Annotated in this window: 14 protein-coding genes; 11 read left to right on the forward strand and 3 right to left on the reverse strand. The window is 73.2% G+C overall.

Going from position 1 to position 13,193, the window contains the following annotated elements; translation table 11 throughout:
* The first annotated feature begins 1 nt into the window (after position 1).
* Positions 2-1,492, forward strand: coding sequence for a carboxylesterase/lipase family protein (locus ACFYZ3_RS08200; RefSeq protein ID WP_388514716.1), 1,491 nt, complete (start codon positions 2-4; stop codon positions 1,490-1,492).
* Positions 1,493-1,521: 29 nt separating this feature from the next.
* Here the strand turns inward: ACFYZ3_RS08200 and ACFYZ3_RS08205 are convergent, their stop codons facing one another.
* Together ACFYZ3_RS08205 and ACFYZ3_RS08210 are read right to left on the reverse strand one after the other, a co-directional pair.
* Positions 1,522-2,826 (reverse strand): M14 family zinc carboxypeptidase, encoded by a 1,305-nt coding sequence (locus ACFYZ3_RS08205; protein WP_388514717.1) that lies wholly within the window; start codon positions 2,824-2,826, stop codon positions 1,522-1,524.
* 215 nt (positions 2,827-3,041) lie between these two features.
* Positions 3,042-3,482 carry a nuclear transport factor 2 family protein gene (locus tag ACFYZ3_RS08210; RefSeq protein ID WP_388514718.1) on the reverse strand — a complete coding sequence of 147 codons (441 nt, stop codon included), beginning with the start codon at positions 3,480-3,482 and terminating at the stop codon, positions 3,042-3,044.
* A 73-nt stretch (positions 3,483-3,555) separates the two neighbouring features.
* On the opposite strand from ACFYZ3_RS08210, the gene ACFYZ3_RS08215 reads away from it, so the two are divergent.
* From ACFYZ3_RS08215 to ACFYZ3_RS08260, 10 genes are all read left to right on the forward strand, one after another.
* Positions 3,556-4,479 carry a 3-hydroxyacyl-CoA dehydrogenase NAD-binding domain-containing protein gene (locus tag ACFYZ3_RS08215; protein WP_388514720.1) on the forward strand — a complete coding sequence of 308 codons (924 nt, stop codon included), beginning with the start codon at positions 3,556-3,558 and terminating at the stop codon, positions 4,477-4,479.
* Complete coding sequence (locus ACFYZ3_RS08220; protein WP_388514722.1) at positions 4,479-5,465, forward strand: zinc-binding alcohol dehydrogenase family protein; 987 nt, start codon at positions 4,479-4,481, stop codon at positions 5,463-5,465. Before ACFYZ3_RS08215 ends, ACFYZ3_RS08220 begins: the two co-directional genes overlap by 1 nt.
* 66 nt (positions 5,466-5,531) lie before the next feature.
* A complete protein-coding gene (locus ACFYZ3_RS08225) occupies positions 5,532-6,176 on the forward strand; it encodes a hypothetical protein (RefSeq protein WP_388514724.1) in 645 nt (214 codons plus the stop codon).
* Between the two features lie 34 nt (positions 6,177-6,210).
* On the forward strand, positions 6,211-7,131 hold the full coding sequence (locus ACFYZ3_RS08230) for an NADP-dependent oxidoreductase (protein WP_388514725.1): 921 nt from the start codon (positions 6,211-6,213) through the stop codon (positions 7,129-7,131).
* Complete coding sequence (locus ACFYZ3_RS08235; protein ID WP_388514726.1) at positions 7,128-8,729, forward strand: MFS transporter; 1,602 nt, start codon at positions 7,128-7,130, stop codon at positions 8,727-8,729. The genes ACFYZ3_RS08230 and ACFYZ3_RS08235 overlap by 4 nt, the downstream gene beginning before the upstream one ends.
* 1 nt (position 8,730) lies before the next feature.
* On the forward strand, positions 8,731-9,126 hold the full coding sequence (locus ACFYZ3_RS08240; RefSeq protein ID WP_003973901.1) for a PPOX class F420-dependent oxidoreductase: 396 nt from the start codon (positions 8,731-8,733) through the stop codon (positions 9,124-9,126).
* 94 nt (positions 9,127-9,220) lie between these two features.
* A complete protein-coding gene (locus ACFYZ3_RS08245; protein WP_388514727.1) occupies positions 9,221-10,054 on the forward strand; it encodes a DUF6081 family protein in 834 nt (277 codons plus the stop codon).
* 24 nt (positions 10,055-10,078) lie between these two features.
* Positions 10,079-10,963 carry an NmrA/HSCARG family protein gene (locus ACFYZ3_RS08250; protein WP_388514728.1) on the forward strand — a complete coding sequence of 295 codons (885 nt, stop codon included), beginning with the start codon at positions 10,079-10,081 and terminating at the stop codon, positions 10,961-10,963.
* Positions 10,960-12,105 carry an actinorhodin polyketide dimerase ActVA gene (gene actVA / locus ACFYZ3_RS08255; protein WP_388514730.1) on the forward strand — a complete coding sequence of 382 codons (1,146 nt, stop codon included), beginning with the start codon at positions 10,960-10,962 and terminating at the stop codon, positions 12,103-12,105. The genes ACFYZ3_RS08250 and actVA overlap by 4 nt, the downstream gene beginning before the upstream one ends.
* On the forward strand, positions 12,098-12,439 hold the full coding sequence (locus ACFYZ3_RS08260; RefSeq protein WP_361003799.1) for an antibiotic biosynthesis monooxygenase: 342 nt from the start codon (positions 12,098-12,100) through the stop codon (positions 12,437-12,439). The genes actVA and ACFYZ3_RS08260 overlap by 8 nt, the downstream gene beginning before the upstream one ends.
* Here ACFYZ3_RS08260 and actII read toward each other — a convergent pair.
* Positions 12,405-13,184: a TetR family transcriptional regulator ActII gene (actII, locus tag ACFYZ3_RS08265; RefSeq protein ID WP_361003802.1), complete on the reverse strand. Its 780-nt coding sequence runs from the start codon at positions 13,182-13,184 to the stop codon at positions 12,405-12,407. The two genes, ACFYZ3_RS08260 and actII, sit on opposite strands and share 35 nt — an antisense overlap.
* Positions 13,185-13,193 lie beyond the last annotated feature (9 nt).

The following is a 13,193-nucleotide window of genomic DNA, read 5'->3' on the forward strand; positions in this document are numbered from 1 at the left end:
GATGAACCACCACCCCGAACCCGTCGTGACCACCGAGCAGGGCGCCGTCCGCGGCCTGCGCCGGGGCGACGCCCTCACCTTCCTGAACATTCCGTACGCCGCTCCGCCCCGCGGCGCCGCCCGGTTCGCCCCGCCGCGGCCGCACGAGCCGTGGGACGGCGTACGGGACGCCACCGTGCCGGGACCCAACGCCCCGCAGTCCGCACGCAGGCTCGGCGACATCGACATGACCCCCTACTTCGGCACCGGCTGGAGCCGCGGCGAGGACTACCTCACCGTCAACGTCTTCACGCCCGCCACCGGTGGTGGCGGGCTGCCGGTCATGGTGTTCGTCCACGGCGGCGGTTTCGTCGCCGGATCGACGCGGGCCGCCCTGTACGACGGCTCCGCGTTCGCCCGTGACGGCGTCGTCCTGGTCACCCTCAACTACCGGCTCGGGATCGCCGGGTTCCTCGACGTCCCCGGGGCGCCCGCCAACCGCGGCCTGCTCGACGTCGTCGCCGCGCTGCGCTGGGTGCGGGAGAACGTCTCCGCCTTCGGCGGGGACCCGCACAACGTCACCCTCTTCGGCCAGTCGGCCGGGGCGACCGTCGTCGGCGGCGTCCTCGCCACCCGCGAGGCCGACGGGCTGTTGCGCCGCGCGATCGTGCAGAGCGGCAGCGGCCTGGGGGCGTTCACGCCCGAGCAGGCCGCCCGCGTCACCGGGGCCGCCGCCGAGGCCCTGGGCATCGAGCCGCACGTGGACGCGTTCGCCGGCATCCCCGACGAGCGGCTCGTCGAGGCGGCCTCCGGGCTCGCGGGCATCGACCTGCGGACCGAGACCCACGGCGACCCGCTGATCGGCCTCAGCCCCTTCAGCCTGGTCCTGGACACCCAGCCCGCCGCATCCGTGGCCGCCGGCCGCGCCGCCGACGTCGATCTGCTCGTCGGCACCAACACCGAGGAGGGCAACCTCTACCTGGTCCCGGTGGGCAAGTACGCCACCTCGACCGCCGCAGACGTCGACGAGGCCGCCGCACGCTCGCACCCCGATCCGGCACGGCTCGTCGAGACCTACCGTGCGTCACGCCCCGGGGCATCCTTCGCCCAGCTGCGCTCCGCCGTCATGGCCGACGCCCTGTTCGGCGCGGGCAGCCGTGCGCTGGCGAGCGCGCATGCCGCCCACCCGCGGGCCGCCACCCACGCCTACGAGTTCGCCTGGCGGTCCCGCGCCCTGGACGGAGAGCTCGGCGCCACCCACACGGTCGAACTGCCCTTCGTCTTCGACCTCGCGGACCGGCCCGAACTCAACGGCCCCGCCGCCCTGCTCGGCCCGGACCGGGCCCCCGCCGACCTCGCCGCCCGGGTCCACGCGACCTGGATCCGGTTCGCCCGGACCGGCGACCCCGGCTGGGACCCGTACGACACCGACCGCCGGGCCACCATGCGCATCGACGCCGAGTGGAGCCAGGTCGACGACCCCCGCAGCCTGGAACGACAGGTGTGGAGCTGACCCTGCGCCGGTGGTTCACCCGAGGTGCTTCACGGCGTCAGCGCGCACTCCGCCGCCGCCACGACCGTGCGGGTCTGGAGTTCCACCTGGGCGGGCACGGGTACCCAGCGCAGCCGCAGGGACGTCTCGAACTCCGTGCACCAGGTGGTGAAGCGTGCGTCCAGCTCGTGGTGGAGCCCGGCGGCCGCCGGGTCCTCGGCCGCGCGCAGGAGCCGCAGCAGGAGTCCCGCCGCGCGGAGCGGCTGGCGGCGCGCGACGACCTCCAGGGCGCCGATCCCGGCCGCCGTCAACGAGGGGGAGCCGTCGGTGCGCGGCCCCGCCTCCGCCTGCCGGACCAGGGGTTCCCAGGAGTCGGCCACCAGGTCGTACAGGTCGTCGGCCATCCACTCCAGTACGCGTACGGGCGGGCTGTCCCCGGGTGCCGGCAGGAAGCCGCGGGCCTTCTCGAACACGGCGGTCACCTGCCGGCCGCCCTCCCGCACCAGCCCGGACAGCTCGCGCAGGGCCCGGGCGGGGGCCGCGTGCGGGGTCAGGTCGTCCGCCGGGGCGGTGGCCCACAGCGGTACCTCGACGATCGCCGTGGCACCGCCGTACCGCTGGGGCGCGCACCAGGTGGACCGGCCGATGTCCTCGGACCCGGCCGCCGCCCGCGCGGTGCTGCCCGGCGGCGGCAGGACATGGATGCCGGGGGCCGGGTTCTCCCAGTACAGGGCGTCGTACGTGCCGTGCTGGACCGGGACGCCCAGGTCGGCGGCGGACGCCGCGAAGGGGGCGGCGAGTCCGGGGAGGCCGCGGGTGAGCTGGGCCCAGGTGCCGCCCGCGTCGACGTTGTGCAGGGAGCACTGGAGGACGGGGCGCAGGCCGGCGATCACGTCGAACAGGGCACGGCTCTCCGGGAGTCGCCGGCCGACGATCGGGGCCCACTCCGGCTGCTCCGCGGCGACCGGGCGGAAGGCGGCGCGGTAGTAGGGCGCCAGGGTCGGGGCGGGGCCGGCGGTCGCCGTCTCGATGCCCTCGCTCAGAGCGGCGCCGTCCGGGTCGAGGCACAGGACGATGTCCCAGGTGACGGCGTCGGGGTCGGTCGCCGGGGAGCGCCGGTCGCCGCCCGCGACCCGCTCCGCCAGCGCCAGTGCCGTCGCGCCGCCCACCGGCTCGTCCGGGTGCGGCCGGGCCACCACCAGGACGTGGCGCGGTCCGTGGCCCACCGACAGCATCAGGATCGGCCGGCCCGCCCGGGACGTGCCGACACGGCGCAGGCGGCCCGCCCCCGGGAACCGGGAGACCAGCCGCCGCGCCGCCGCGGTGACCTCCGCGACCGTGGGGTATCGGTTCATCGGGCGTGTCCGGTCGGGCGCCGCCGTGTCGCCATGCCGTCTCCTTCCGACCGTGCCCGTGGTGCCTGTGGTGGGCGAGGCGCGTCGTGTGCCCCTGTCAGCGTTCGTTCACCGGGTCACCGCTGTCAATGTCCCAAGCCGCCCGCGGAGTCGGACACGACGAGGTTGGCGCGAAGAGGAGGGTGCACCCGATGCGGCGGCCGTTCCCGTGCCGGTCAGCCGGGGAAGACGTGGTCATGGGTGACGTGGCGGGAGCGCAGCAGCAACTCGCCGTCCGCACCCCGGACCAGGACGTCGTGCACGAGGCAACTCGGCCCGAACTCGGGCGCCTTGACGTCGGCGTGGACGGTCAGCACCAGGCAGTAACTCGTCGCCGTGATCGAGCCGTCGGACGCCTGGCTCAGCGCCGTGTGGTCGAACCAGTGCCTGCGCTGGATCCTGCGGGCGTCGAACTTGCGGTGGAAGTCCTCCAGGACGGCGGTGATCCCGGCCCGGGTGTGGGCGGCGGGCAGCGTGGGCGAGTGCTTGAACTCGCCGTCCTCGGTGAAGGTCGCGGCGTAGCCGGCGAAGTCACGGCCGTCCAGCTTCTGCATCTGGTGGCCGTAGAACGACAGGACCTCGGCGTACAGGCCGGTGGGAAGCGCGGTGATGGTCATACGGCCACGGTCGCGCCGCGGCCTCGAAGTTCCCTCGAGCCGGGTTCGAGTGGGCGCTGCCAGGCTCGTCGCCATGAGCACCGTGACAGTGATCGGGGCGGGCACGATCGGCCTGGGATGGATCAATCTGTTCAGCGCCCACGGGCTGACGGTACGCGTCAACAGCCGTCGGCCCGACGTCCGGCGCGTCGTGCGCGAGGCGCTCGGGCTGTTCTCCCCGGGGCGGGTGGACGAGCTGGCGGCGCGCATCGAGTACGAGCCGGACGTCGGCCGGGCGGTGGCCGGGGCGGACGTCGTCTCCGAGAACGCCCCCGACGACCTGCCGCTCAAGCAGCGGTTGTTCGCCGAGATCGGCGCGGCCGCCCCGGACCAGGCCCTCGTGCTGTCCTCGACGTCGAAACTGCTCCCCGACGAGCTGAGCCGGGACATGCCAGGACCGGGCCGGCTGGTCGTCGCGCATCCGTTCAATCCACCGCACATCGTTCCGCTGGTCGAGGTGGTCCGCGGAGAACGCACCGACCCGGAGGCCGTCGAAAGGACGGTGGCCTTCCTGGCGTCGGTCGGGCGGACCCCCGTCGTGGTGCGCAGGGCGCTGCCCGGCTTCGCGGCGAACCGGCTCCAGTCGGCGCTGCTGCGCGAGAGCATCCACCTCGTCCTCGAAGGCGTGGTGACCGTCGAGGAGCTCGACCGGATCGTCACCGACTCGATCGGCCTGCGCTGGTCCACCATCGGGCCGTTCCACGCGTTCCACCTGGGCGGCGGTCCGGGCGGCCTGCGCAAGTGGCTCGAGCACCTGGGCAGCGGCCTCGAACAGGGCTGGCGTGGGCTCGGACAGCCCGACCTCACCCCACAGGCCCTCGACGCCCTGGTCGCACAGACCGAAGCCGCCTACGGACACCGGCCCTACACCGAACTGGTCCGGGACCGTGACGACCGGCACCTCGCCGTACTGGCCGCCCTGGGGCGGACCGAGCAGCCCCAGGAGGAGAGCGCGTGATGCGTGCCGTGCAGTTCGACCGGTACGGGGACCCCGACGTGCTGTACGTCGCCGAGCGTCCGGTCCCCGAGCCCGGCCCCGGCCAGGTGAGAATCGCCGTCGAGGCCGTGAGCGTCGGCCACGCGCAGACCCAGATGCGGCGCGAGGCCTTTCCCGCGCCGATGTGGCGGCCCGTCTTCCCCGTCGTCCTCGGCGGCGACGTGGTCGGCAGGATCGCCGCGGTGGGTCCCGACGTCACGGCCCTGCGGCCGGGAGACCGGGTCGGTGCGTTCACCCTCTACGGCGCCTACGCCGAGCAGGTCGTCGTCGACGCCGTCACCGTCGTACCCGTGCCCGACGAGCTGGACGCCGCCGAGGCCGCGGTCCTCCCGGGCACCGGACTGATCGCCCTCGGCATCCTGCGCACCGGACAACTGCGCAAGGGCGAGACGGTGCTGGTCCACGCGGCGGCCGGCGGGGTGGGCCACATCGCGGTCCAGCTCGCCCGGGCGGCCGGGGCCGGCCGGATCATCGGCACCGCGGGCGCGGCCGCCAAACGCGAGTTCGCCCGCGCGACGGGCGCCGACGCCGTCGTCGACCACCGCTGCGCGCACTGGGCCGACGAGGTCCGGGAACTCACCGGGGGACGTGGCCCCGACCTGATTCTGGACGGCATCGGCGCCGAGGTCCTGCAACAGGGAGTCGGCCTGCTCGCTCCGGGCGGCCGGCTGGTGTTCTACGGCTCGTCCGGCGGCGAGCTGGCGATCCCGAGGGTGTCGGTGATGGACCTCATCGGCATCAAGTACGTCACCGGCTTCGCCCTGTCCGCCTGGCGTGACGGCCGCCCCCGGGAGTACGAGGCGGGCGTCGCCGAACTCACCCGACTGCTGGCCGAAGGCCAGGTGACGTCCGCGGTGCACGCCCGGCTGCCGCTGGAGCGGGCGGCCGAAGCGCACGCCGTCGTCGAGGCCAGGGCCCAGCTGGGCCGGGTCGTGCTCGTCCCCTGAAGTGCCCAGGCATTCCTCCGAAGCGTCCAAGCATTCCTGATCCAAGAACCCGAAGGAGACCGTTCCATGACCTCGTCGCTGCACCACGCGATACGTCTGACCACCGCGTCCGCCATCGCCCTGGGGGGACTCGTGACCCTGGGTACCGGCGCGCACGCCGCGAGCGTCGCCGTGCCGTACGAGTGCCGCACCTGGGTGCAGGGCAACACGCACCCGGTCTACGACTACGAGCGCGGCTTCGACGTCACCGTGCCCGCCTCGGTCCGCGCCGGCAAGAAGTTCAACGCCACCTACGACCCCGACCCGATCACCGCCTTCGCCGAGTACAACCAGATCGTCAACGACGTGCGGATCGCCTACCGGATCCCGGAGGGCGCGAAGGTCCACAAGGTACGGCTGACCGGAGGCAGCGGCCTCGGCGACTCCGACGTCAGGGTCGAGGTCGAGGGCCGGGACATCGTCGTCAGCGCCTCCGGCCCGTTCCAGGGCGGCGTCGAGTTCGACCTGCCGACGCTGAAGGTGACCTACAAGGCCCCGAGGACCACCGGCACGCTCAACTTCGTCTCGGGCGGGTCGGGTTACGAGGACCCGGGCTTCTACTGGTACCGCTACCAGCCGATCCTGGACGAGTGGGGCCCCTTCGAGTGCTTCCCCGACCCGGCGAAGCCCGAGACCGTCCTGGCCAGCACACAGGTCAAGAAGCACAAGTAGTCGCAGCGGCATTCGGACGAACAAGGGAGAACGCATGCCCAAGGCCGTAGCCATTCACCAGTTCGGCGGGCCGGACGTACTGGGCCTCGTCGATGTCCCCGAGCCGGTGCCGGTGCCGGGCCAGGTGACGGTCCGCGTACGGGCCGCCGGAGTCAACGGGTTCGACTGCCGGGTGCGCTCGGGCGGCATGCGCGGTCGCTATCCGGTCGAGTTTCCGCAGATCATCGGCAACGAGTTCGCCGGGGTCGTCGAGCGGACCGGGCCGGAGGCGACCGGGTTCGCGCCCGGTGACGAGGTGCTCGGGTTCGCCGTACTGCGGTCCGGCACCGAGGTGCTCGCCGTCGGCGCGGACCAGATCACCGCGAAGCCGCCGGAGCTGTCGTGGGAGGTCGCGGGGTCCCTGTCGGCCGTCGGACAGACCGCCGACATCGCGCTGGGCGAACTGCGGGTCGGCCCCGGGGACACCGTGCTCGTGCACGCCGCGGCCGGCGGTGTCGGCAGCCTCGCCGTCCAGCTCGTCCGGGAGCGGGGCGGCACGGCGATCGGCAGCGCCGGCGAGCACAACCACGACTACCTGCGGTCGCTGGGCGCACTGCCCGTCGCCTACGGGCCGGGCTTCGCCGACCGGGTGCGGGCCCTGGCCCCGAACGGCGTCGACGCCGCCCTCGACTGCCACGGAGGTCCTGAAGCGCTCGCCGTGTCGCTCGAACTCGTCGCGGACCGGGCCCGGATCGCCACCCTCGCCAACTTCCGTGCCGCGGCCCAGGAGGGCATCGTCATGCCGCAGGTGGTGCGGTCCGCCGAGCGGCTCGCCGCGCTGGCCGCGCTCTGCGCCGAGGGCCGGCTGCGGCCGCACGTCGAGGCCGTCCTCCCCTTCGCCAAGGCGGCCGAGGCCCATCACCGGCTGGAGCAGGGCCATGTGCGGGGCAAGCTCGTCCTGGTGCCGGAGCTGTGACACCGAACCCCGGCCGTCCGGGCGGCCCGGCGGACGAGGGCCATCCGCGCCGCTGGGCCGTCCTCGGGGTGCTGGTCGTCAGCCTGGTGGGCATCATCCTCGACAACACCGTGCTCAACGTGACGCTGCGCACCCTCACCGACCCGGACCAGGGCCTGGGCGCCTCGCACAGCCAGGTGGAATGGGTGCTCAGCGCCTACACCCTGGCCTTCGCGGCGACACTGTTCACCTGGGGTGTGCTGGGTGACCGACTGGGCCGCAGGCGGGTACTCCTGCTGGGCCTCGGCCTGTTCGGACTGTCGTCCCTGGCCGGGGCCTACGCCGGGTCGCCGGAGCAGCTCATCGCCGCCCGTGCCTGCATGGGGGTGAGCGGCGCGGCGGTGCTGCCGAGCACGCTCGCCACCATCGCCGCCGTCTTCCCGCTGCGCGAGCGGCCCAAGGCCCTCGGGATCTGGGCGGCCTCGGTCGGCTTCGCCCTCGGCATCGGGCCCGTCACCGGCGGGCTGCTGCTCGCGCACTTCTGGTGGGGCTCGGTCCTGCTGGTGAACGTGCCCCTCATGGCCGGGTGCCTGGTCGCGGTGGTGCTGGTGGTGCCCGAGACCCGGGGCGTGGCGGGCCGGCGTGTCGACGCGGCCGGACTGCTGCTCTCGATCGCCGGTGTCGTGCCGCTCGTCTACGCGATCATCGAGGCCGGCCGGAGCGGCGGGGTCACCCGGCCCGCGGTCTGGGCGGCCGGCCTGGCGGGTCTCGGCCTGCTCCTCGTCTTCCTGTGGCACGAGCGGCGTACCCCGGAACCCTCGCTGGAGCTCGGCTTCTTCCGGATGAAGGCCTTCTCCACCGCCGTCGCGGCCGTCGGCTTCGTCAGCTTCGCGATGATGGGCTTCCTCTTCTTCAGCGCCTTCTACCTGCAGAGCGTGCGTGGCTACACCCCCCTTCAGGCCGGGGGGTGCACCGTGGCACTGGCCGTCGCGAACGTGGTCTGCGGCCCGCTCAGCACGGTCCTGGTGCGTTCGATCGGCCCCCGGAACGTGTGCGCGGCGGGCATGCTGGCCGTCACCGCCTCGCTCTGCGGGGTCACCTTCGTGACCCAGCACGCACCCGTATGGCTGATCCTCGTCCTGTTCGCCGCGCTGGGGGCGGGCGTAGCATGCGTCATGCCGACCGCGGCCGTGTCCATCATGAACGCGATCCCACGCGAGAAGGCGGGCGTCGCCTCGGCGATGAACAACACCGTGCGCCAGCTGGGCGGCGCCCTGGGCGTCGCGGTGCTCGGTTCCCTCATGGGCGCCGCGTACCGCCGCGGCATCGAGGACGAGCTCGCCGTACTGCCGCCCTCCGCGCGGCACCAGGCCGGCGAGTCCCTGGATGCCACCCTCCTGGCCGCGACTAGGTTGGGGGAGAGCGGACTTGTCGGCCCCGCGCGCCAGGCGTTCCTGGACGCCATGCACCTGGCCGCCGGGGCGGCTGCCGCGGTGGCGCTCGTGGGCGCCCTTGCCGTGCTCCGCTGGCTGCCCTCCTCCGTCACGACTCCGACGCCCCCGGCAGGGGCCGTGCCCGGCCGGGAGCATTCCGATCACATCAAGGTCCAAGGAAGCTGACATGCCTTTCACTCCTGACGAGCTCGAGTACTACGCCTCCCAGAACCTCGGCCGGCTGGCCACCGTGGCGCCCGACGGCCAGCCGCAGGCCAACCCGGTCTCGTTCCGCGTCAACACCGAGACCGGCACGATCGACATCGGCGGGCACAACCTGACCGCCAGCAAGAAGTTCCGCAATGTCACCAAGCACGACCAGGTCGCCTTCGTCGTCGACGACCTGATCTCCACGCAGCCGTGGAACGTACGCGGTATCGAAGTGCGCGGCCGGGCCGAGGCGCTGACCGACGCGCAGCCGCCGCACCCCTACTTCGGTACCGCGATGATCCGTATCCACCCCAAGCGCATCATCACCTGGGGCCTCGGCGGCGACGCCGCCCAGCGCGGCCGCGACGTCTGACCCAGCACCCTTCGACTCCGCTTCGAGCGGACCTCGACGCCCTCTTGCCAAGGTGGAGCCCGTAGGACGGGTACACCACGGGGAGGGCGGCCGGATGAGCACAGAGATCTTCCATGAGGAGTTCGCCGGGGGGCTGGTGACCGAGGGACCGGGCGCGCCGTGGCGGCTTCGCCCGGTCGACGGTCTCGAGGCGGGAGACGGGCTGGTCCGCGGCGGACCGGACGGCCTGGTGGTCGTGCCGAGCGCCGCCCACCCGGGGACCCGGCGGCCGGCGTTCACCGAGCCCAAGCCCGGGCCGGACGGCACCCCGCTGCATCTGCGGTGGGGTGCCTTCACCACCGGCGGCACCGCCGGCGCGCGCGCGGCGTTCACCGCCGTGCCCGGCGAACGGCTCTCGGTCAGGGCCGAGATGGGACTGCGAGGCTTCGGTCTGCGCTCCCATCCGTACGACGACGTGACCGAACCCGACGCGGACGCCCGGCTCGGCGCGGGCGGCCTGATCTCGGTCGATCTGGAGTCCGGGATCATCTTCGACTTCTTCCTCACGCACAGCCGGCTCTACGCGGTCTACGAGCGGCTCGCGCTGCGGCCCGACGCCGAGTTCGCGGCCTTCACCTACTGCGTCCCGGTCGCGGACCGCACCCCCGGCACGCTCCACCGGCTCGAGGTCGGGTACGACGCCGCGGCCGGAACCGCCCACTGGACGGCCGACGGGCAGGAGGTCCTGTCCGTGGACCGGATCGGCTTCCGCGCACTGGACGCGCGCTGGCTCCGGCGGGACAACGGCGGCCGGGAGGAGGCCGTACGGCCGCGCGGACTCAGCTTCGGCCTCGGGCTCTTCCTGGAGCGCCACTTCGGCCAGGGGGTGCGGCTGTCGGTGCGAAGGCTGTCGGTGCTCACCTCGCCCGCCGGCTCCCGCGACTCGTGACGACGACCAACGAAAGGCACTGCGATGCCCGATGAGAACAAGCCCGTACTGGTCCTCGGCGCCACCGGCAAGCAAGGCGGCTCCGCGGCCCGGTACCTGCTGGAACGCGGCTGGACCGTCCGGGCCTTCGTCCGGGACCCCGGCGCGCCCAAGGCCAAGGAGCTGCGTGAACTGGGCGCGAGCCTGCACACCGGCGACCTGGAGGACGCCGAGTCGGTGCGCGCCGCGATGAAGGGCGCCTACGGCGTGTTCAGCATCCAGACGCCGATGACACCGGCGGGCGTGGCGGGCGAGGAGCGGCAGGGCAAGATCTGCGCCGACGCCGCCCGCGACCTGGGCGTCCAGCACTACGTCCACAGCTCCGTGGGCGGCGCGGAACGGCCGGAGGGCGTGAACTGGCGGCTGTCCAAGCTCGCGATCGAGCAGCGGATCCAGGAGAACGCGCTCCAATTCACCTTTCTGCGGCCGTCGTACTTCATGGAGAACCTGAACCACGACATGTCGCCCCTCGTCATGGAGGACGGCGTGCTGACCTTCCGGCGCGGCCTCGGACCGGACAGCACCCTGCAGATGATCAGCGGCCCCGACATCGGGTACTTCGCGGCCGACGCCTTCGACGACCCCGACACTTTCGGCGGCGCCAAGATCGAGCTGGCCGGGGACGAGCTGACCGGCGAGCAGATCGCGGCCGCGTTCGGCCGGCACACCGGGCTGCCCGCCCGCTTCGTGTCGGTGCCGATACCGGAGCTGCACCGCACGGGATTCGAGTGGCAGGCGATCTCGTACACCTGGCTCAACGGCATCGGCTATCACGCCGACATCCCCACGCTGCGCGCCCGGTTCCCGCAGCTGCTCACCCTCGACCAGTGGCTGGCCAAGACCGGCTGGAGCCCGAGGGATCCGGCATGAGCGAGGACACGATGACCCAGGAACGGCCGTCCCTGACGGCACACGCCCACCGGATAGCCGAACTCGCCGGGAAGCGGGCGGCCGACGCCGAGCAGCGGCGCCGACTGGGTACCGACGTCGTCGGCGCGGTCCTTCAAGCCGGCTTCGCCGCCCACTTCGTTCCGGCGGCGCACGGCGGCCGCGCCGCGACGTTCGGGGAGCTGGTGGAGCCTGTCGCGGTGCTGGGCGAGGCCTGTGCCTCGACCGCCTGGTACGCCTCGCTCACCGCGAGCCTCGGCCGGATGGCCGCCTACCTGCCGGACGAGGGCCGGGCCGAGCTGTGGTCCGACGGCCCCGACGCCCTGATCGTCGGCGCCCTGATGCCGCTGGGCCGGGCCGAGAGGAGGCCGGGCGGCTGGCACGTAACGGGCACCTGGCCGTTCGTCAGCGTCGTGGATCACTCCGACTGGGCGCTGATCTGCGCCAAGGCGGGCGACGAGCCGTGGTTCTTCGCGGTGCCGCGAGAGGCGTACGGGATCGTCGACAGCTGGTACCCGATGGGTATGCGCGGAACGGGCAGCAACACGCTCGTCCTCGACGGGGTGTTCGTGCCCGACGCGCGGGCCTGCACCCGTGCGGCCATCGCGGCCGGTCTCGTTCCGGAGGCCGAGGCGATCTGTCACACCGTGCCCATGCGGGCGGTCAACGGGCTGGCCTTCGCGCTGCCGATGCTCGGCGCGGCCCGCGGGGCCGCGGCCGTGTGGACCTCGTGGACGGCCGGGAAACTGGCCGGGCCGACCGGGCAGAACGCCGTCTCGTCCCAGGACCGGGTGGTGTACGAGCACACGCTGGCCCGGGCCACCGGCGAGATCGACGCGGCCCAGCTGCTGCTGGAGCGGGTCGCTGCGGTCGCCGACGCCGGCTCGGTGACCGGCGAACTGGTCGGCCGCGGGGCGCGGGACTGCGCCCTGGCGGCCGAGCTGCTGACCGCCGCGACCGACCGGCTGTTCGCCTCGGCGGGCACCAGGGCACAGGCGCAGGACAGCCCGATGCAGCGCCTGTGGCGTGATGTGCACGCGGCGGGCAGCCACATCGGGCTGCAGTTCGGGCCCGGGGCGGCGCTGTACGCCGGAGAGCTGTTGAGGAGGAGCAACGATGGCTGAAGTCAACGATCCCCGGGTGGGCTTCGTCGCGGTCGTCACCTTCCCGGTGGACGGCCCCGCCACCCAGCACAAGCTGGTGGAGCTGGCCACCGGCGGGGTGCAGGAGTGGATCCGCGAGGTGCCCGGCTTCCTGTCGGCCACGTATCACGCGAGCACGGACGGGACCGCGGTCGTCAACTACGCCCAGTGGGAGAGCGAGCAGGCCTACCGGGAGAACTTCGGCGCCGACCCGCGCTCGGCAAGGCTGCGGGAGGCGCTGAGCTCGCTGCCCGGGCTCACGGGGCCGCCGAAGGCCGTGTTCATGACTCCCCGGGGGGCGATCCTGCCGTCCTGACCCGGTCGCCCGCGGCCTCGCCGGCTCCGGCCACCAGGCCGGCGATGATGATCTCGAGGCCGAGCTCGAACCGGCGGTCGGAGTCGAGCGAGGTGATCGGGCCGGCCAGGTGGACCAGGTTCGGGAAACTGGTGGCCGGCAGTGACTTCAGGTAGCCGTGGAGCTGGTCGGCGAACATGCCGGCCTGCTCCCGGCCCTGTTCCGTTCCGGGATTGCGGGACGACTGCTCCAGGGCCTCCGCCGTGACGAAGGTCGACAGCAGGTCGCCCCCGTAGGCGGCGAGTTCGTCGTGCAGGCCCCCGGAGCGCAGCAGGTTCATGGTGCGCTCCATCCCCACGATCCCGTTGGGGCCCAGCGGCACCCGGTCGATCGCGATCCGTGCCAGGTCCCGGTGGGCCAGGAACATCCTCCGCAGCGACCGGCACATCTCCTTGACCTGCTCCGCCCAGCGGCCGGGTTCCGGTTCCGGGACGTCCACCTCGGTCAGCACCATGTCGAAGACGAGGTCGAGCAGCTCGTCCCGGTTCCCCACGTGCGCGTACAGCGAGGCGTGCCCGGTCTTCAGCTCCTGCGCGAGCCGCCGCATGCTCAGGGCGTCGAGGCCCTCGGCGTCGAGGATGCCGAGCGCCGTGACGACGATCCGGTCCTGGGTCAGGGGCATGCGCGGCGGCGCCTTCTTCGGCCGGCGCCACGGAGGCACGGGAATCTCCTCGGGCATGGGCCTCCCTTCCTCGCTTCGCGACACGTGCTCCTC

The organism is Streptomyces sp. NPDC001599, assembly GCF_042893535.1.
GTDB lineage: Bacteria > Actinomycetota > Actinomycetes > Streptomycetales > Streptomycetaceae > Streptomyces.